Source organism: Streptomyces sp. NPDC004629, assembly GCF_042873595.1.
GTDB lineage: Bacteria > Actinomycetota > Actinomycetes > Streptomycetales > Streptomycetaceae > Streptomyces.
Map to the genome: position 1 here is coordinate 54011 of NZ_JBIALO010000024.1, position 21834 is coordinate 75844.

4 protein-coding genes are annotated in these 21834 nt (G+C 71.9%); all 4 read right to left on the bottom strand.

The window, feature by feature from the left end; translation table 11 throughout:
• Positions 1–2 precede the first annotated feature (2 nt).
• Complete coding sequence (locus tag ACFYTE_RS30570) at positions 3–18602, bottom strand: amino acid adenylation domain-containing protein (RefSeq protein ID WP_388717372.1); 18600 nt, start codon at positions 18600–18602, stop codon at positions 3–5.
• A gap of 53 nt (positions 18603–18655) precedes the next feature.
• Entirely contained in the window at positions 18656–18931 is a 276-nt protein-coding gene (locus ACFYTE_RS30575) for a hypothetical protein (RefSeq protein WP_388717375.1), read from the bottom strand.
• Positions 18928–20745 carry an FAD-binding protein gene (locus ACFYTE_RS30580; protein ID WP_388717378.1) on the bottom strand — a complete coding sequence of 606 codons (1818 nt, stop codon included), beginning with the start codon at positions 20743–20745 and terminating at the stop codon, positions 18928–18930. The genes ACFYTE_RS30575 and ACFYTE_RS30580 overlap by 4 nt, the downstream gene beginning before the upstream one ends.
• A gap of 74 nt (positions 20746–20819) precedes the next feature.
• Positions 20820–21632: a hypothetical protein gene (locus ACFYTE_RS30585; protein WP_388717381.1), complete on the bottom strand. Its 813-nt coding sequence runs from the start codon at positions 21630–21632 to the stop codon at positions 20820–20822.
• Positions 21633–21834: the final 202 nt, after the last annotated feature.

Below are 21834 nucleotides of genomic sequence, written 5' to 3' on the forward strand. Positions count from 1 at the left end.
TCTCACTCCTCGGTCATCTTGCGCAGGCGGGGTCGGGCAGAGGCGGCCAGGTCCGTCCAGTGGGAGCTGAGTCCGGCGACCGTCGGGGCTCCGAAGAACGTCCTGACCGGCAGGTCGACACCCAGCTCGGCACGGATCCGGCCGATCAGGCGGGTGGCGAGCAGGGAGTGACCGCCGAGGGTGAAGAAGTCGTCGTCGATCCCGATCCGGTCGAGCCCCAGGACCTCGGCGAACAGGCGGCACAGCGCCTCTTCCCGCGGGGTGCGCGGGGGCCGGCCGGCCGACGCGCGGGCGTAGTCGGGTGTGGGCAGGGCGCGGCGGTCCACCTTGCCATTGGGGGTCAGCGGGATCTCGGGGAGAGCCACCACGGCCGAGGGCACCATGTAGTCCGGCAAGCTCGCCGCGACGTGCCCGCGAAGGGCGGAGAGCAGCGTCCCGGCCTCGGGCACGGCACTCGCGTCGTCCGGGCGGATGACCACGTAGCCGACCAGCCGGCGGTCTCCAGGGATGTCCTCCCGCGCGGTGACCACCGCTTGTGCGACGTCCGGGTGGGCCAGCAACGCCGTTTCGACCTCGCCGAGTTCGATGCGGTATCCGCGAATCTTCACCTGGAAGTCGGTGCGGCCGAGGTAGTCGAGGACGCCGTCCGGCCGCCATCGCGCCAGGTCGCCGGTGCGGTACATCCGGCCGCCGGGGGTGTGCGGGTCGGCCACGAACCGGTCGGCGGTGAGTCCGGGGCGGCCCACGTATCCGCGGGCGAGGCCGGTGCCCGCGAGGTACAGCTCGCCCACGACGCCGGGCGGCACGGGTCGGAGGTCGTCGTTCAGCACATAGGCCCGGGTGTTCGCGATCGGCCGGCCGATCGGCGGCGCGCCGCCGGCCTCGGTGACCGGTGCGACGGTGGACCAGACGGTCGTCTCGGTGGGTCCGTACAGGTTGGTGACCCGGTCCGCGCACCGGGTCAGGGTGTCGGCGAGGTCCGCCGGGAACGCCTCTCCGCCGACCAGTGCCCGTACCTCGTGCAGTACGTCCGGATCGTGGGACACCAGCATCCGCCACAGCGACGGTGTGCCCTGGAGCAGGGTGATTCCGTGGCGCCGGATCAGGTCTGCCAGCGCGGCGGGCCGGCCGATGTCGTCCTGACCGGCGACCACCACCGTGCCGCCGGAGATGAGGGGCAGCAGCAGCTCCAGCGCGGCGATGTCGAAGGCGACGGTGGTGACCGCCAGGAGGCGGTCGCCCGGCCGCATCGGGACGTGGTGCCGCATCGCGGTGAGGAAGTTGGCCAGGGCGGCGTGCGACACTCCGACGCCCTTCGGGGTGCCGGTCGAGCCGGAGGTGTAGAGGACGTAGGCGAGTTCCGCCGCGTGGCCGCGTCCGGTGGCGGGCGGGGTGTCCGGGTAGTGGGCGAGATCCCGGGCCGCCGCCGCGGCGTCCAGGACCAGCACGGGGGCGGAGTCACGCAGCACGAACTCGGTGCGCGCCGTGGGGTGGTGGGGATCGACCGGCACATAGGCACCGCCGGCCTTCAGCACGGCCAGTACCGCCACGGCCAGGTCCGCCGAGCGGGGCATGGCCAGCGCCACCCGCTGCTCGGGCCCGACGCCCCGGTCGACCAGCCAGTGCGCCAGTCGGTTCGCCCGGACGTCCAGCTCGCGGTAGGTCAGTGCCGTGTCGCCGAAGACGACGGCGACCGTGTCCGGGGTGGCCTCGGCCCGCCGCTGGAACAGCTCTGTGACGCGCGCGTCCGGCAGTGGCTGCGCAGTGTCGTTGTAGCGTCGCAGCACAAGCTCGCGTTCGGCGGCTTCGAGCAGCTGCCCCGAGGCGACGGATGCGTTCGGGTCGGCCGCGAGCTGCGTCAGCACCCGGGCCAACCGGGTGGCGATGTCCTGTGCGCGGGCCCTGTCGACGTGGTCGGGCTGGAACTGGAGGCCGACCCGGAGGTGGGGGGACGCGTCCGCGGCGACGATCAGCGGATAGTGCGTGCCCGTCCGGGCGCGGATGCCGGTGACGGTGATGCCGGCGGCCGTGTTCGCCTCGGTGAGCCCGGCCCTGTCGACGGGATAGGACTCGAACAGCACGAGGGTGTCGAAGAGGGTGCCCAGACCTGTCTGCTGCTGGATCTCGGGCAGCCCGCAGTGGTGATGGTCGAGCAGGGCGGCATGCTGCTCGTGCAACCCGGTGACCAGCTCGGCGAGTGTGTCCCGGGACGAGTAACGGGCCCGCACGGGCAGGGTGTTGACGAACAGCCCCACTATCGAGTCGATGTCGGGCACCGCGGGCGGCCGGCCGGAGACCGTGGCGCCGAACACGACGTCGCGGTGGCCGGTCAGCAGCCCCAGTGTGACCGCCCACGCTCCCTGGACCAGGGTGCTCATGGTGACGCCCAGCTCGGCCGCGCGGCGCGACAGGGTGCGTGTGGCGTCCGGGGAAAGGGGTACCTCGATCTGTTCCAGGCCGCCCGGGGCCGTCGAGGCGTCGGCTCCGGGGACGAGGATCGTCGGCTCCTCCAGCGAGTCGAGTGCGTCGGCCCAGGCCCGCAGCGAGGCGGCCGGGTCCTGTGCGCACAGCCAGGCCAGGAAGTCGCCGTAGCTCCGCGTCCGCGGCAGCGCGGAGGCGTCGCCGCCGGATCCGTAAAGGCGCAGCAGTTCCTTCATCAACAGCGGTAACGACCAGCCGTCGAACAGCGCGTGGTGCGCGGTGAGAACGAGTTCCGCGCGGTCGGCGCCGGTGCGTACGAGTGTCATCCGCAGCAGGGGTGGCACATCCGGGGCGAAGTGGGCGGCGTGGTCGTCTGCGAGCAGTCGCTCGAACTCCTTAGCGGCCTGCGCTGTGTCGAGTACGCACTCGCGCCAGGGCAGCGTCACCCGGTCCAGGACCAGTTGCACTTGCTGTCCGGCGGAGTCGGTGACGAACGCGGTGCGCAGGGCGGTGTGCCGGTCCAGCAGCGCCTGACCGGCCGCGCGCATGCGCGCCGGGTCCACCGCTCCGTGGATATGGAAGACGAGTTGCACGTGGTAGGCGTCGAAGGAGGTTCCGGCCAGCATGCTGTGGAGGAGCAGCCCTGACTGCATCGGGGTGGCCGGCCATACGTCGGCCAGCGCGGGGTAGCGCTCCTCCCACTGCTCGATGTCGCCCTGACCGACGGTCACCAGAGGCAGGTCGGACGGGGTGAGGCCCCCGACGCCCGGCGTGGTCACATGCCGGGCCATTCCCTCCAACGCCGCACACCACAGCCCGGCCAGCTCCCGCACCTCCGACTCCGACAGCACACCGGTCGGGAAGGTCAGCACCGCCGACAACCGGGGCTCGTCACCCGTGATCGCCGCGGACACGTCCAACGCCGACAGAACCGGCATGTCCGGGTCCGGGTCGGGTGTGCCGACGTCGGTGAGCGCCGTCCAGCCGCGGTCGCGTCCGGGCATGTCCGCCCGGGTGAACTGGCCGAGGTAGTTGAAGCTGATCTGCCCCATCGGCAGACCCGCCAGCTCCGCACCCGTCTCCCGGTTCAGGAACCGCAACAACCCGTACCCGATCCCCTTGTCCGGCACACCCGCCAACTGCTCCTTGACCGACTTCACCAACCCACCAACAGCCCCACCACCCGCCACCACATCCCCGAAAACAACACACCCCACCTCCAACCGCACCGGAAACACACTCGTGAACCAACCCACCGCCCGCGACAGATCCGCCCCCGCCACCACCCCCTCCTCACGACCATGCCCCTCCAACCGCAACACCACCGAACCATCCCCACCACCCCGCCACACCCGAACCGCCAAACCCAACGCAGCCGTCAACCCATCAGCCACACCACACCCATACGCCGTCGGCAACCCCCGCACCAACGCACCCGTCACCCCCACCGACAACTCCACCCGAACCCGCCCCACCGAACCCATCACATCCACCACCGGATCCAACGCACGACACCCCACCAACGGATCCGAACCCGCAAGAGCCCCACACCACCACCCCAACTCCGCCACCCTGCCCGGCGAAACAGCCTCCTCCACCAACGCATGCGACCACCGCCGCACCGACGTACCCCCCACCGGCAACACCGGCACACCCCCACCCCGCACCACACCCCACGCCACCGCCAAATCCCCCAACAACACCCGCCACGACACCCCATCCACCACCAAGTGATGCACCACCACCAACAAGCGGCCGGGGCCCGTGGGCGGCCGCAGCCAGACGAACTGGGCCATCACGCCGGCCTCGGGGGCGAGTCGGCCTGCGGCTGCGTCCAGTTCGGCCTCGGCGCGCGTGTCCCAGTCCTCGGTCCCGTCCCAGTCGGCGATCCGTGTCCAGTCGGCGGGGTCGACCGAGTCGGGATCGCCGACGATCAGGCCCGGCGCGGGCCTGGACGTGAGGGTGGAACGCAGCGCGTCGTGCCGGTCGACCACGGCGGCCAGGACGGCCGCCAGCCGGTCCCCGGTGATCCCGTCCGGCAGTTCGAGCACGGTCGACATGGCGTACCGGTCGTGGTGACCGTCCAGACCCAGCAGATAGCGTGCCATGGGCGGCAGTGGCATCCAGCCGACGGCTCCGCCGGGCAGTTCGGCCAGCTGCGGGCGGCCGCCGTCCTCGGTGTTCTCCTGTGCGGCCCTGGCCAGTTCGGCCACGGTCCTGCACTCGAAGACCTGGCGCGGGGTGACGGTCAGGCCGAGGGTCTTGGCCCGGGCGACCACCTGGATGGAGCGGATGCTGTCCCCGCCGATGGCGAAGAAGTCGTCGTCCACACCGACCCGGTCGAGGCCGAGCACCTCGGCGTAGACGCCGGCCAGGACTTGTTCCCCTACCGATTCGGGCGCCCGATAGACGGCCGAGGCAGGCTCCGGCTCGGGCAGCGCCACGCGGTCCAGTTTCCCGTTGGCGCTCAGCGGGAGCCGGTCCAGCAGCACGAAGGCCGAGGGGACCATGTAGTCGGGCAGTCGGGCGGCGAGATGACGGCGCAGTTCCGGCACCGACAGGCCCTTGGTGAAGTCGACGTCCTCCAGCCCGTCGTGACCCGTCGGAACGACGTAGCCGACCAGTCGCTTGCCGCCGTCAGTGTCCTCGCGCACGGTCACCACGGCCTGCGCCACCCCGGGGTACCCGATGAGGACCGACTCGATCTCACCCGGTTCGATGCGGATGCCACGCACCTTCACCTGTGCGTCGGCACGTCCGACACACTCGAAGTGACCGTCCGGGGTCAACCGCGCGAGATCTCCGGTGCGGTACATCCGCGCTCCCGGCGCATCGAACGGGTCCGCCACGAACCGCTGCGCGGTGAGACCGGGACGTCCCCGGTAGCCGCGGCCCACGATGCCACCGACGTACAACTCGCCCACGACGCCCGGCGGCACGGGGGCAAGCCCGGAACCCAGCACATACATCCGCATGTTGGCCAGCGGCCTGCCCACGGGTACGACCCCCGAGTCCGGTAGCTCGCCGGTGCCGGTGATTTCGTATGCACTGGCGTAGAACGACTCGCTCTGGCCGTACGCGTTGAACACCCGGGTTGCGGGCAGCGCTGCCCGGATCCGCCGGGCCAGCGCGAACGTGAACGCCTCCCCCGCCAGTACGACGGCGTCCGCGTCGATGCCTTCGGCGAGGTCGTCGACGAGGCCCGTCAGCACCGAGGGCACGGCACTCAGCACGCCGCCCTGCCAGCCGTCGCGTTCCCCTAGTACCAGCGCGTCCCGCACCAGTTCGACGGTGCCGCCCGCGCACAGCGTGGTGAGCAGTTCGAACAGGGAGACGTCGAAGTTGACCGAGGTGCCGGCGAGCATCCTGGTCCGGTGGGTGACGCCGACCGTCCGGATCAGGTCGCGCACGCCGTTGGCGAGCGCTTCGTGGGAGATCCCGACTCCCTTGGGCAGACCGGTGGTTCCCGAGGTGTACATGAGATACGCGAGGTTGTCCGGCCGGGGCCGGACCGTGGTGCGCTCGGGTTCCTCGCCCAGTGCGTCCAGCCGCAGCTTCGGGAAGCCGTCCAGCGGGACCTGGGACTCGCCGGCGGCGTCGGTCAGCACCAGGTGCGGTCGCGCGTCGGCCAGTACACGGCCCAGCCGCAGGCTGGGGTGGGCCGGGTCCATCGGCACATGAGCACCGCCCGACATGAGGACGGCGAGCACCGCGACGACCAGGTCCGCGGTCCTGGGCAACGCAATCGCCACCAGGGTCTCCGGTCCCACCCCGCGGCCGGCCAGCACCCGGGCGAGCCGTTCGGCCCGGGTCCGCAGCTGCCCGTAGGTCAGCTCCTCGTGCCCACAGACCAGTGCGATCGCATCCGGTGTCGCCGCGGCCCGCAGTGCGAAGAGGTCGGTGACCGGCGCCTCGGGCAGCGGCACCGCAGTGTTGTTCATCCCGCGCAGCAGCCGGTCCCGCTCGGTCTCGTCAAGGACGTCCACGGACCCGATGCGCACCTGTGGATCGGCCACGACCGCGCGGAGCACACGGACGAATCGGTCTGCGAACAGCTCGACGCTCGCCCGGTCGAACAGGTCGGTCGCGTACTCGATCGCGCCGCGGGCGCCGCCGTCCGCGTCCGGGGCCAGATTGACCAGCAGGTCGAACTTGGCGGTGAGGGCCGGCGTGGGCTCGATGTCAACCCGCAGGCCGGGCAGGCCGAGTTCCACCGGGGCGGTGTTCTGCCAGGCGAACATGATCTGGAACAGCGGGTGGTAGGCGGTGGACCGGTCCGGGTTGAGTAGCTCCACCAGCCGCTCGAACGGCGCGTCCTGGTTGTCGTACGCGGCCAGCGCCTTGCCGCGTACGTGTTCCAGGACCCGGCCGAAGGCGGGATTGCCGGACAGTCCGACCCGAAGCACCCAGGTGTTGACGAAGAATCCGACCAGGTCCGCCGCCACCTCGTCGGTACGCCCCGCGATCGGCGAGCCGATGGTGAGGTCGTCGCCTGCGCCGAGCCGGTGCAGCAGCACGGCGAGCACGCTCTGGAGCACCATGGCCGAGGTCGCGCCGCCGGACCGGGCCAGCGCGTCGACCGCCGCCATCAGACCGGGGTCGATCACGAGGTCGACGCGGTCCCCGCGGTGCCCGGCCACCGGCGGCCTGGGCCGGTCGGTCGGCAGCGCCAGAGGCTGCGGGACGTCGGCGAGTTCGGACCGCCAGTAGCCGACCTGCTCGGCCAGCAGGCTGTCCGGATCGTCCTCGTCGCCGAGCAGAGCGTCGTGCCAGAGCGCGTAGTCGGCGTACTGCACCGGCAGTCGGTCCCACTCGGGCACCCGGCCCTCGCGCCGCGCCGTGTAGGCCAGGGAGAGGTCCCTGGTCAGCGGTGCCGCGGACGCGCCGTCGGCGGCGATGTGGTGGAGCACCAGTACCAGGACGTGCTCGTCGGACGCCAGCCTCAGCAACCGTACAAGGAGCGGCAGTTCGGTATAGAGGTCGAACTCGTGGGCGGCGAGGTCAGCGATGAGCGGGGCCACGTCGTCCTCGGTGACGGGCAGCACCGGAACGTCCGGCATGACCTCTGCGGCGGACAGGATGTTCTGGTACGCGGTGCCCCGCTCGTCCTCGGCGACCAGTGTGCGCAGACTCTCGTGCCGCACCAGGACGTCCACAACCGCCGAGCCGAGCGCGGGCACGTCCAGCGCGCCGTGCAGCCGTACCGCCAGGGGCAGGTTGTAGGTGGCGGACGGTCCTTCGAAGCGGTCGATGAACCACATGCGGCGCTGCGCATACGACAACGGGACGCGTGCGGGGCGCGACACGCGGGTCAGCGCGGGCCGCACACGGGTGCCGTCCCGCAGGCGTGCCGCGAGCCGGGCGACGCTCGGCGCCTCCAGCACGGCACGGATCGGGATCTCCGCGCCCAGTTCGGCGCGGATCCGGCCGACGAGGCGGGTGGCCAGCAGGGAATGGCCGCCCAGCGCGAAGAAGTCGTCGTCCACGCCGACCCGTTCCAGCTCCAGCACCTCGGCGAACAGCCGGGCCAGGACGTCCTCGCCCCGGGTGCGGGGCGCCCGGTACGCGGTGCCGGTGAACTCCGGCTCGGGCAGGGCCCGCCGGTCCAGTTTTCCGCTCGGGGTCAGGGGGAAGCGGTCCAGCAGCACGACGGCCGAGGGGACCATGTAGGCGGGCAGCCGGGTCTCGGCGAACGACCGCACCTCCTCGGCGGACGTCTCGTGTCCCGGGATCACATAAGCCAGCAGTCGGCACGCGGGCCCGGTGCCCCTGGCGACGACCACGACCTGACCCACCGCGGGGTGCTCGGCCAGCGCCGCCTCCACCTCGGCCGGCTCGATCCGGTAGCCGCGCACCTTGACCTGCGCGTCGGCCCTCCCGGCGTATTCCAGCAGGCCGTCCGCGGTGCGGCGGCCGAGGTCGCCGGTGCGGTACATCCGGGATCCCGGCGGGCCGAAGGGGTCGGGTACGAAGCGCTGCGCGGTCAGTCCCGCCCGGCCGAGGTAGCCACGGCCCATGCAGACGCCGGCGACGTACAGTTCACCGCGCACGCCCGGTGGTACGGGCTCGATTCCCGGCCCGAGCACGTACACCCGGACATGGTCGAGCGGGCGTCCGATCGGCACACCGGAGTCGGCGGGGAGCGCGCAGTCGTCCGGCGCGGTGAACGTGGTGGCGTAGAACGTCTCGCTCTGCCCGTAGGCGTTGACCACGCGGGCCCCGGGCAGGACCTCCCGGGCCCGTGCGGCCAGCCCGGCGGACAGGCCCTCGCCGGCGAACACCACCGCGTCCGCGGTGACCCGGCCGGCCAGCCGCTCGGCCAGCTCGCCGAACGCCGACGGCACCATGCTGAGCACGCTGCCGTCCCAGCGTTCCCGCTCGCCCAGCACGAGCGCGTCGCGGACGACCTCCACGGTGCCGCCTGTGCTCAGGGTGGTGAACATCTCGAACACCGAGACGTCGAAGGAGACGGACGTGCCTGCCAGCGTCCGGCCGCCGGGCGGTGTGCCCAGTCTTTCCACCAGCCCGGCCAGGCCGTTGACCACGTTGCGGTGGGTGATGGTCACGCCCTTCGGGGTGCCGCTGGATCCCGAGGTGTACATCACGTAGGCGGCGTTGTCCGGTCGGGCCCGGCGTCCCGGGTCGCTGCCCGTGCCCGGGGTGACCGTGCCGATGAACAGGCGCGGGATCTCCGGGCACGGCAGGACCGGCGTGGTCGCCTCGTCGCTGAGGATCATCAGGGGGCGCGCATCGGCCAGGATGTGGTCCAGCCGCGCCCCGGGGAAGTCGGGGTCCACCGGGAGATAGGCCGCGCCGGACTTCAGCACACCGAGGATCGCCACGACCAGCTCCGCCGACCTCGGCAGGGCCACCGCGACGACGGACTCGGGGCCCGCGCCACGCTCGACGAGGGCGTGGGCCAGCGCGTCGGCCCGGCTCTCCAGCTCGCGATAGGTCAGCGTGTGGTGCTCGTCGGTGACCGCGATGGCCCCGGGTGCCCGCCGGGCCTGACGCGTGGTCAGTTCCGGCACCGTCAGCTCGGACACCGGTGCGCGGGGATCGTCGGCGGTGTGCACCAACCGGTCGTGCTCCCCGGGCAGGAGCAGGTCCAGCTCCGCCAGCCGGGTGCCGGGATCGCCGGCGAGCAGGCGCAGCACATGGGCGAACCGCTCCGCGAGGTCCTCCGCCCCGGCCCGTTCGAACAGCTGCTCCTGGTACTGCAGGGACACGCGCAGATGCGGGTCGGCGGCGGCGATCACCGTGATCGGGTAATGGGTGACGGTGAAGGGGCGGATACCGGTCACGCGGAGTCCCGCGGCCGCGTGGGCGTCGCTGATCCCCGCACGGTCGACCGGATACGACTCGTAGGCGACCAGGGTGTCGAACAGGACGTCCACTCCAACGAGCCGATGCAGGTCCGCGAGCCCGTGATGGTGGTGTTCGAGCAGCGCGGTCTGCCGTTGCTGGAGCCCGGTCAGCAGATCGGCGACGGTGTCCGAGGGGGTGAAACGCACGCGGGTGGGCACCGTGTTGACGAACAACCCCACCATGGTGTCCACTCCGGCGACGGCGGGCGGGCGGCCCGACACCGTGGTACCGAACACGACGTCCTGCCGCCCGCTGAGCTGGGCGAGCAGCAGTCCCCAGGCGCCCTGGAGCAGCGTGTTGACCGTGATGCCGAGTTCGGCCGCACGCCGGGACACCTGGACCGCGTCCTCGGCGGACAGCGGCACGTCGAGACGGCCGACACCGGCCGTGCCGCGGTCCGGGGTGTTCGTCGGGGCGGGGAGAGCGGCGGCGAGCAGCGTGGGTTCCTCGACGCCGTCGAGTTCGTCGGACCAGGCCCTGGTCGAGGCCCGGTGATCGCGTCCGGCCAGCCAGGCCAGGAACTGCCGGAAGTCGCGGGGCACGGGCAGCCCGGCCGGATCTCCGAAGGTGGCGTAGAGGCGCAGCAGTTCGGTCATCAGCACCGGCAGCGACCAGCCGTCGAACAGCACGTGGTGCGCGGCGAGGACGAGTTCGGCGGTGTCGGCGCCGGTGTGGACCAGGGTCATCCGCAGGAGCGGCGGGACGTCCGGGGCGAAGTGCTCGTGCAGGTCCTCGGCCAGGAGCCGGTCGAGCGACCGGGTGGCCTCGTCGTCGGGCAGGGTGCTCAGATCGACCTCCCGCCACGGCAACTGCACCCCGTGCACCACGAGTTGTACCTGCTGTCCGGCGGAGTCGGTGACGAACGCGGTGCGCAGGGCGGTGTGCCGGTCCAGCAGCGCCTGACCGGCCGCGCGCAGCCGCTCGGCGTCCACTCGCCCGTCCAGGTGGAGGACGAGCTGCACCTGATACGCGTCGACCGAGGCGCCGGCCAAGGCGGCGTGGAAGAGCAGCCCGGACTGCAGCGGAGTCAGCGGCCATACGTCGGCCAGGCCGGGGTAGCGCTCCTCCCACTGCTCGATGTCGCCCTGCCCGACCGTCACCAGAGGCAGGTCGGACGGGGTGAGGCCCCCGACGCCCGGCGTGGTCACATGCCGGGCCATTCCCTCCAACGCCGCACACCACAGCCCGGCCAGCTCCCGCACCTCCGACTCCGACAGCACACCGGTGGGGAAAGTCAGCACCGCCGACAACCGGGGCTCGTCACCCGTGATCGCCGCGGACACGTCCAACGCCGACAGAACCGGCATGTCCGGGGCGTGCGCGGCCAGCAGCCCGCCGGCCTCGGGGGCCGGGGCCCAGTCGTCCCACCCGGAGTCAGCGCGGCTGCTGGACTGCAGGTCGCCGAGGTAGTTGAAGCTGATCTGCCCCATCGGCAGACACGCCAGCTCCGCACCCGTCTCCCGGTTCAGGAACCGCAACAACCCGTACCCGATCCCCTTGTCCGGCACACCCGCCAACTGCTCCTTGACCGACTTCACCAACCCACCAACAGCCCCACCACCCGCCACCACATCCCCGAAAACAACACCCCCCACCTCCAACCGCACCGGAAACACACTCGTGAACCAACCCACCGCCCGCGACAGATCCGCCCCCGCCACCACCCCCTCCTCACGACCATGCCCCTCCAACCGCAACACCACCGAACCATCCCCACCACCCCGCCACACCCGAACCGCCAAACCCAACGCAGCCGTCAACCCATCAGCCACACCACACCCATACGCCGCCGGCAACCCCCGCACCAACGCACCCGTCACCCCCACCGACAACTCCACCCGAACCCGCCCAACCGAACCCATCACATCCACCACCGGATCCAACGCACGACACCCCACCAACGGATCCGAACCCGCAAGAGCCCCACACCACCACCCCAACTCCGCCACCCTGCCCGGCGAAACAGCCTCCTCCACCAACGCATGCGACCACCGCCGCACCGACGTACCCCCCACCGGCAACACCGGCACACCCCCACCCCGCACCACACCCCACGCCACCGCCAAATCCCCCAACAACACCCGCCACGACACCCCATCCACCACCAAGTGATGCACCACCACCAACAAGCGTCGAGCGGTGGGGAACCACAGCATGCGGACCATCACGCCCGAGAGGGGGTCGAGTTCGTCCGCGAGGGCGCGGGTCTCCGCGGCCAGCAGACGCTGCCACGGCTCGCCGGTGGGCTCGCTCGTCCAGTCCGAACGCCGGAGGATGCCGTCGACATCCACGGACCCGCCGGCCAGAAGGCCGGCGTCGGGCTCCGGCACCAGTCGGGAGCGCAGCACGGCGTGGTGGTCCAGCACCGCGGACACGGTCGCGGTCAGCCCGGCCTCGTCGACGTCCGCCGGCAGGGCCAGGACCATGCTCTGGGCGAATCCCGCCCGGTTCCCGCCGAGGCCGAGGACATGGCGGGCGATGGGGGACAGCGGCATCCAGCCAGAGGCTCCGCCTTCGAGTTCGGCCAGCGTGGGGCCCTGGTCGGTCGCCGTGATGGCGGCCTCAGCCAGGCGGGCGACCGTACGGCACTCGAAGACCTGCTTGGGGTCGATCCTGATGCCGGCCGCGCGTGCCCGGACCGTCACCTGGATCGAGCGGATGCTCTCGCCGCCCGCGCCGAAGAAGTCGTCGTCCACACCGACCCGGTCCAGTCCGAGGACCTCCGCGTAGATGGCGGCCAGGATCTCCTCGACCGCCGACGTGGGTGCCCGGTAGGTGCCGGAGGACGTGCCCGGAGCGGGCAGGGCTGTGCTGTCCACCGCACCGGAGGCGGTCGTCGGCAGCCGGTCGAGGATCACGATCGCCGAGGGCACCATGGGCGCCGGCAACCGGCGGGCCACGCAGGTCCGCAGTTCCGCCACGGACAGGCCGGCGGTCAGGTCGACGTCGGCGTCGTCGCCGGTGACCGGCGTGTCCGCGACCAGGTAGGCCACCAGCCGTTGTTCGCCCGGGCGGCCCTCGCCGGGGCGGACAAAGGCCTGGGCGACTCCCGGGTGTGCGAGCAGCACGGCCTCCACCTCGGCGGGTTCGACCCACTGACCGTCCACCCGCAACCGCCGGTCGGTCCGGCCGACGAAGTGCAGCGTCCCGTCCTCGTCCCGGCGTGCCAGCTCCCCGGTGCGGTACATCCGCCCGCCCGGCGTGCCGAACGGGTCCGCCACGAACCGTTCGGAGGTGAGGCCGGGGCTGTCCCGGTACGCTCCCGCGACACCTGGTCCGGCGACGTACACCTCGCCGACCGAGCCCGGGGGCTGCGGAGCGAGTCCCGGTCCCAGGAGCCGTACGGCTGTCGGACCTGCCGGTGCGCCGACGACGGGGTGTCCGCCCGTCTCCGCACCACCGTGAACGCCGACGACCGCGGGCGTGACGGAGAGCCGGGCGGCCCATGTGCCGAGCCGCTCGGGTGCCGGTCGAGCACCGGACAGGAACACGGTGCGCACCTGTGCCCCGGCGGGCACCGGTTCGTCGAAGAACGCCGGCTCGGCGGTGAGCACGGTGACGTCCTCGTCGGCGACGAACTTGCCGAGTGCCCCTGCGGAGCGCGACACCGCGTCCGGCACGACCAGTGCGCGGCTCCCGTGGGCCAGCGCGCCGCACAGCTCCCGCACACCCGTGTCGGTCGCCGGCGAGTGGGACCAGGCCCATACATCGGCTCGGCCGAGACTTTGGCCGATCGCGTGAGCGGTCGACGAGGAGAGCAGAGCGCGGTGGGTCACAGCGACGCCGTGTGCGCGTCCGTCCGGCCCGGCCACATACAGCAGGAAGGCGAATCCGTCCGGCCGCGCGCGGTCCGGTTCCGGGCTCTGGCCGCTGGTGCAGCCGGCCGGCAGGAACAGGCGCGGAGCCTCGCATTCGGGCAGCCCTGCCGCGCTCGCCTCGTCGGTGAGCACCAGCCGAGGGGCTACGGCGGACAGGATGAGCGCGAGCCGGTCCGGGGGATCGGCGGGGTCGAGCGGCAGGCAGGTTCCGCCGGCCTTGAGCACAGCCAGTGCGGCCACCGCCCACTCCGGCGAGCGCGGCAGGGCGACCGCCACGACGGTCTCGGGGCCGACGCCGTGCCCGGCGAGTTCCCCGGCCAGGTGGTCGGCGCGGGCGTTCAGCTCCCGGTACGTCAGCCCTGGCCGGCCCTTGGCCAGCACCGCCACGGCGTCAGGTGCCTCGACGGCCCTGCGGACGACTTCGCCGCTTATCGTGCCGGGCGGCACCGGCAGATCGCCGCCGGCCGGGTCGCCGGCGCGTTCGGTGGAGGTGCACACCTCCACGGCGCCCAGCGGCCGGGCCGGATCGGCGACCAATTGACGCAGGACCCGGACGTACCGCCTGGCGATCGACTCGGCACCGTCCCGGTCGAACAGGCTGTCGGCGTACTCGATCCCGCCGCGCAGCCCGCGCCCGTCGGGGTCGGGGCTCAGCTGGAACAGCAGGTCGAACTTGGCCGTGCCGGTGTGGGTGAAGGTCCACTTCGCGGGCACTCCGGCGAGGTCGAAGCCCGGCAGTTCGTCCTGCCAGGCGAACATCACCTGGAACAAGGGATGGCTGCTCAACGAGCGTTCCGGATTGAGCAGTTCGACCAGCCGGTCGAAGGGTGCGTCCTGGTTGTCGTAGGCGGCCAGGGCCTTCGCCGCGACCTGGTCCAGCACCCGCCGGAACGGCTGGTGCCCGGACAGCCGTACGCGCAGCACCCAGGTGTTGACGAAGAAGCCGACAAGGTCCGCCAGCGCGGCGTCGGTGCGCCCGGCGATGGGCGATCCGATGGCGAGGTCGTCGCCGCAGCCCAGCTGGTGCAGCAGCACGGCGAGCGCGGACTGCAGGACGATGGCGGGGGTGACGCCGTGGGCGTGGGCCAACTCCTCGACGGCGGCGCGTAGTTCGGGTGTGATGTCAAAGCCGACGAAGCCGCCCGTGTGGCCGGCGACGGCCGGACGCGGGCGGTCGGTCGGCAACCGCATCGGCTGCGGTACGCCCGCGAGTTCGCTCCGCCAGTACTCCAGCTGGCGGTGCAGCAGGCCGCCCTCCTCCGACCCGCCGGTCAGGAGGTGCTGCTGCCAGAGCGTGTAGTCGGCGTACTGCACGGACAGGTCCGGCCAGTCCGGTGCCCGCCCGTGCAGCCGGGCGGCGTACGCCTCGGACAGGTCGCGGCCCAGGGGCAGGACGGACTCCCCGTCGCCCGCGATGTGGTGCAGGACCAGGACCAGGGCGTGCTCCTCGGTGCCGAGGCGCAGCAGATCGGCACGGACCGGCAGGTCACGAGTGAGGTCGAAGAGCCGGGTGGCCGACTCCGTCACGGCCTGCTCGAACCGTTCTGGCCGTACGGACACCACGGGCAGGTCGATCGACGCCTCGGCCACCGGCAGCACCCGCTGGTGGGCGACTCCTCGCTCGTCCTCGGCCACCACCGTGCGCAGCACCTCGTGGCGGGCGACGACATCGCGGAGCGCGGCCGTGAGGGCCGTCGCGTCCAGGGGGCCGGTCAGACGGAACACCGCCGGAATGTTGTAGACGGGCGAAGGTGCCTCGAACCGGTGCAGGAACCACAGCCTCTGCTGCGCGTACGACAGGGGTGTCCCCTCCGGACGCGGCATCGGTCGCAGCGGCGGCCGTACGGGAGACTCGGTCTCCAACCACTCGGCGATCTCGGCGACGGTGGGCCCGGAGAACACCACCCCGATGGAGACCTCGGCCCCCAGGTCGGCCCGGATGCGGTTCACGAGCCGGGTGACGAGCAGTGAATGGCCGCCGAGCAGGAAGAAGTTGTCGTCGATGCCGACCACGTCCACGCCGGTCAGCTCGGAGAAGAGGCGGACGAGGGTCGCCTCGCGCGGGGTGCGCGGCGCGCGGTGGCGTTCGTGGGCGAGGTCCGGGGCGGGCAGTGCCGCGCGGTCCACTTTGCCGTTGCGCGTCATCGGCAGCCGGTCCAGGACGACGTAGGCCGCGGGCACCATGAACTCGGGCAGCCGCTCCGCCAGGAAGGTCCGTACGTCGTCGGCGGTGAGCGCACCGGTCCCGCCCACGTACGCCACCAGTTGCTGTCCGCCGCCCGCCCCGGGGTCGTCGCGCGCGACGACCACTGCCTGGGAGACGGCCGGGTGTGTTTCGAGAGCCGACGCGATCTCGCCCGGTTCGATCCGGAAGCCCCGGATCTTGACCTGGTCGTCGGCGCGGCCGACGAACAGCAGCTCGGTGTCCGGTGTCCAGGTGACGACGTCCCCGGTCCGGTACATCCGCTCGCCCGGCGCACCGTACGGGCAGGCGACGAACCGCTCCGCGGTGAACGCGCCGCGGCCCAGGTAACCGCGGGCCAGTCCGGAGCCGGCCAGATACAGCTCGCCCGAGCCACCGGGAGGGGCCGGTCGCAGCGCCTCGTCGAGGACATAGACCCGCGTGTTGTCCATCGGCCGGCCGATCGGGATGTCGTCTCCCGGTTCCTCGTCCGCCGCCACCGGGCGGCAGGTGGCGTAGACCGTCGTCTCGGTCGGTCCGTAGACGTGCACGAACGTCGTCCCCGAGCAGGCGCGCACCGCGCTCCGGACGGCGGACGGGTTGACCCGCTCGCCTCCCGTCCACACCTGGGCGAGACCGGAGAAGCAGTGGGGGTCCTGTTCGGCGAGGAGGTTGAACAGGGCGGTCGTCACGAAGAGCGCCGACAGGCCGGCCCCGCCGACGAGTTCCGCCAGACGGCCGGCGTCGAGGTCACCGGGCGGGGCGACGACGATCCGGCCGCCGTGCGTCAGCGGCACCCATATCTCATAGGTCGAGGCGTCGAAGACGTGCGGGGACCGCAGCAGCACCCGTTCGTGCCCGGTCCGCCAGCGTTCGTCCAGGGCGAGGCAGACGATGTTGCGGTGGGTGACCCCGATCCCCTTGGGCACACCCGTCGAGCCAGATGTGTACATGATGTACGCAAGTCCGTCGGCCCGGACGTCCTGGGTGATGGTCCCGGCCGGCAGGGGCCCCAGCCGGTCGAGCAGCACCGAGGGGCATGCCTCGGAGGGGACGACACCGGCGTGCGCGGCAGAGGTGAGCGTCAGCACGGGACGTGCGTCCCGGACCATGCGCTCCACCCGGTCCGCCGGATACCCCGGATCGATCGGCAGGTAGGCACCGCCCGCCTTGAGGACGGCGAGCAGCGCCACGACCAGCTCCGCCGACCTGGGCAGCACCACCGCCACCGGCGATTCCCCGCCGACGCCCCGCCGTTGCAGTTCGGCGCCCAGGCGCTCGGCGCGCTCCTCAAGCTCCCGGTAGCTCAGCGACGTCTCTCCGTCGACCAGGGCGACGGCCTCGGGGGTGGCGAGGGCCTGGCGGTGCACCAGCTCGGGCAACGAGCACTCCGGCGCCGGCCTGCACGTGTCGTTGACCTCGGTGAGCAGCAGGTCGCGCTGGGCGGGACGCAGCAGGTCGAACCGGCCGACGGGCAGATCGGGCCGGGCCACCACAGCCCGGACGAACTCCACCAGTTCCTCCGCCAGCAGCCGCAGTTCGGCGGCGCCGCAGAGCGAACGCGGCGCGTCCAGACGGATGTTCAGGTCGCCGCTCGGATGGCCGTCCCGGTACGTCGAGATGGTCAGCTCCTCCACGGACCCCCAGGCCCCGCTGTAGAGGTGCGCCCGGCTGCCGGCGAAGTCGAGTGCGGTGATGTACGGGATCACGTTGACGAGGACGCCGAACGGGCTCCGCGTGCCGCCCGCCGCGCCGACGCTGCGCTGGATGTCGCTGCGATGGTGCCGGGCGTGAGCGAACACGACGCGGCGCTCGGCCGCGACGGCCGCGGTGATCTCCGCGAAGCTCGCGGACGCCGGAACCCGGACCCGCATGGGCACCACGTTCACGGTGAGCCCGGGGACGCGTTGCACGGCCTCGTCCCGGCTCTTCGTACTGACGGAGTACAGGAAATCGTTCAGGCCACAGCGGCGGCCCAGGTAGGCGGCCACCGCGGAGGCCAGCAGGGCCGGCATCCGCACCCCGAGGGCACCCGCCGTCTCTTCCCACCGGGACACTTCCTCCCGCGGAACGGAGACCACACGGCTCACCACACCGATCGCATCGGCCAACGCGGCCCAGCGATCCGCCGGTTCGGTCCGCTTCGCCAGGTCGGGCGGCAGCAGCGGCCCGCCGGCGGCTTCGAGACGGGGCAGCCCGGCGTGCGGCGTGTCCTCGGCCAGGTACTCCGCCCAGAAGCACGCGTCGTCGTCGTACTGGGGGGAGTTCCGGTAGCGGACGTCCGACTCGACGATCGCCTCGGCGCCGTCGAACGAGGGCTCGGGCACCGGCCGTCCACGGACCATGGCGGTGTAGATCTCGGCAGTCCGCCGGGACAGCAAGGAGATGACGCCGAAGCCGTCGGAGACCACGTGGTGGAACACCTGAACCAGCAGATGCCGTGTGGGGGTGAGCCGGATGACGCCGACCCTGAAGAGGATGTCGCGCGCGAGATCGAAGGGGCGGCCGATCACGTCGGCGAGCAGGGAGCGGGCGGCGGCCTCCGGGTCGGGCCGTTCGCTGACGTCGAGCAGGAAGGGGTCCAGCCGGTCGGGCGAACCGATCACCTGACGGAGACCGTCCTCCTGCTCCACGAAATTCACCAGGGCGGCGTCGGCCTCGCGGAAGACCTGCCGAATGGCAATGTCGAGGGCACCCGTATCGAGGTCCCCGGGAATGTCCCAGATCATCGATGCGTTGTTGGAGAACTCAGGCGCCATTTTCTGGGCAAGCCACAGTCCCTGCTGTACCGACGATACGCCGAACGAACGCAAGGTTCCGCCCCCTCGTTTGGGCTCGAATACCGGACCGACGCTGACATGCGGGTTCAGTGATGCACGTGAATCCCTATCTGGCAGGGGACCGACGACGGCCCGCTCCCCGTCGAGGGCGCCTGTGCACCGTCGACCATGAGCGCGCTGCGGACGATCTCCGCGTGTTCGGGCCGGAGAATGAACTCGAACCGGATGTGCTCTCCGGTCCGTCCGTCGTCGGATCCGAATTCGACGTGGAACGAGACTTCCCGGTTGGCCGCCAGGCAGACGACCAGCGCTCCGTCGACGACGCCGGGAACCGGGGCGGGCCGGCCGCCACTGTCACTCATCGGGCACTTCCTCTCACCAGCAGCGGGGAGCTGCGTGGCAGTCCGTGCTGCTCCAGGGCCGTTACGAGACAGGGGAGGGCGGCACGCCAGTCCGCGACCACCGCGACGTCGACGGCATCGAACAGGGGCGCCGCGGGATCGCTGTTGATCCCCAGGACCAGACCCGCTCCACAGGCACCGGCCATGTGCGCGAACTTGCCGCTGGTGCCGATGGCGACGTACAGCCGCGGCGCCACGCTGCGCCCGGTGACCCCGATCTGGCGGGCCCGCGGCTGCCATCCGCGGTCGGTGACCTTGCGGGTGGCGGCGAGTTCGGCGTCGAGCGCACGGAGCACGGGGTCCAGCAGGGGGTATTCCTCCGGGGGCACCGCCGCGCCCACGCAGACGACGGCCCGGGCCCCCGCGAGTGCTTCGAGTTCGTCGTCGAACACCCGGAAGACGGGGCGTGGCCGCCGGCGTGAGGCGACCACCAGGTCCGGCCCCGGGGTCGCTGCCGCGGCACGCGGCTCCCGCAGCCGCAGCGCACCGCCCCGGACCGTGACGAAGCAGGTCGCGGACCGGCAGGTGACCGCGACGACCAGCTCGCCGCTGAACGCCGGTTTCCAGCAGACGAGTCCGCCTTGGGCGTCGGTGTCGATGTCGATCGCGTCCCCCACCAGACCGGCCGAGAGCCGGGCGGCCATCCGCCCGGTGATCTCCCGTCCCCACATGGTCGAGGCGGCCAGGACGGCCCACGGCATGCGGGCCGAGCACCACGCGGCGATCCCCTCGGCGATGTCCCGCTCGGCGTCCGAACCGACGACGGCGCAAACCTCGTCGGCGCCCCAGGAGCCTGCCGTCTTTGGGGGCGGCGGCGCGGGGCCGATGAGGGTGACGCGTCGTCCGGTGGACGCGCCCAGTACGGCGGCACGGCCCAGCAGCTCGCGGGTGAGCCGGTCACGGCCCGGTTCGGCGAGCACCACGATGCCCGCGGCGCCGGTTTCCCGGGCCGGCTCGGGCACGGACAGCGGTGGCGGCTCGGTGTCGCGGTCGAAGGCGCCGAGCCGGGCCAGTTCGGCCACGGCCCGCTCGACCTGGGTGCCGACGTCTCCGTCGAAGCGCAGGCGCAGCCGTTTCGTGCTCCGCCGTCGGCCGGCACCGACCTCGGTCCTGCTGGCCGCCTCGCCCCAGGGGCCCGGACCCAGCGCCGCCGCGTCCAGACGCGTGATGCGCTGCGCGGACACCGCGGCGCACGCGGCGGATCCGGCCTTGGCCGGGTGGATCAATCGCTCCGCGCAGCTGAGCAGCGCGGGCATCGGGAGTTCGGTGCGCAGCCACCCGTCGTCGTGCTCGCAGCGGACCTGCAGGGTGTCCTCCCGTACAGCCAGTTCGCGCACCCCTGCCGCCATGGGCAAGCCGAGCAGCTCGGCGATCTGCGCGGGTGTCTGACCCGTCTCGGCGTCGACCGAGTTGCGTCCGCACACGACCATGTCGAACGGACCCAGTGCGCGCAGTGCGGCCGCCAGGGCCCGGGCGGTGGCCAGGGTGTCGCTGCCCGCGAACGCCGGGTCGCTGATCAGCACCCCGCTGCCGGCTCCGCAGGCGACGGCCTCGCGCAGGCAGTCCTCGGCGGCGGGCGGCCCCAGGGTGAGCACGACGCACTCGCCCCCGGACTCGCGGGCGAGCGCCACCGCCTGGGCCACGGCGCGCCGGCAGTAGGGGTTCATCTCCAGCCCGTGCCCGGTCCGCTCCAGCCTGCCGTCGCGCCCCAGGCGCAGGTTCTCGAAGTTCGGCACCTGCTTGACGAGAGCGGCGATCCGCAACGGCCGCACCACAGTCGGTCCCCCTTCCGCGTTCGAGGTGAGAGCCGGGGGCCCGCCGCCTCGTGAGTGGCGAGCCCCCGGTCCGGTCAGACCGAGGCGAGTTCCGTCGCCGGCCGACCGGAGGCCAGCAGCGCGCTGTCGAGGACGTCCCACAGGGCCACCAGCGCGTCGAGGAAGGCGTCGATGCCCTCCAGGACCAGTGCCTCGGTGTCCTCGTTGAGGACTGAGCCGACCGCGGCGACGGCGTTCTTCTCGTGCTGCTGCTCGGCACCGATCTCGCCCCAGTGCTCCAGCAGGTAGTGCATCTCCCCGTCCTCCAACGTGGCGTCGTAGATGCCGGCGTCCACGAGCGCGGTCTTCTCGCCGGGAATCAGATGACGGTTCGAGATCATCTCCAGTGCGAGCGCGGTGCCGAGATTGCGCAGTGTGGACTCCCGGTCGGCCTGCTGCCGACCGTCGAACACGGCCCTGGCGCGGCGGGTCTGGGCAAGCAGTCCGGTCTTCGGGTCGTAGCCGGGCAGGTTCTTCAGCAGCTGGTCGGAGAACTCCTTCAGTCCCCGCTCGACCAGTTCCTGGTCGTAGAGATCGCCGAAGACGACGTGTCCGGCGGCCCGGTTCACGATGTGACCCGCCATGGTCGCGAGTTCGGGGCCGTGGTTCTCCTCGCTCTCGATGATCTCCTGGAGGAGTGCGCTCTCCTCGGAGAGCTTGTGCATGGCCAGCGCCTCCGGGAACTTGCCCCCGGGGCGGGTGGCGTCGCAGAAGTTGCGGATCTGGTGGAACAGCGCCCCCACCACCACGCTCTCGGGCCGGACCGCTGCCCAGTGCTCGAAGATCGGGTGGGTGTAGCAGCGATGGCCGCGAACGCGGCTGATGAGGTCGTCGATGGCGATGGGCATGACGCAGCGCTCCTCTTGGCGATTGGTGATCGGTTCCTGGTCGGGGCCCCAAATACCCGGGAAATGACATCGGGAATGGCGCGGCAGAGTGTCACCGGCGAAATTCCAGCAGATTGACACATCGCGAAAAAGGATTGGCTCGCCGATTCTAGCTCATTCCTCAATAGCGGCGCCGCCTACGGCTGACGAATCCGCTCCGCCG

Bases quoted from the DNA above. Each gene is read 5' to 3' on its own strand.
- ACFYTE_RS30585 (WP_388717381.1), bottom strand. From the start codon at position 21,632: ATGCCCATCGCCATCGACGACCTCATCAGCCGCGTTCGCGGCCATCGC.
- ACFYTE_RS30575 (WP_388717375.1), bottom strand. From the start codon at position 18,931: ATGAGTGACAGTGGCGGCCGGCCCGCCCCGGTTCCCGGCGTCGTCGAC.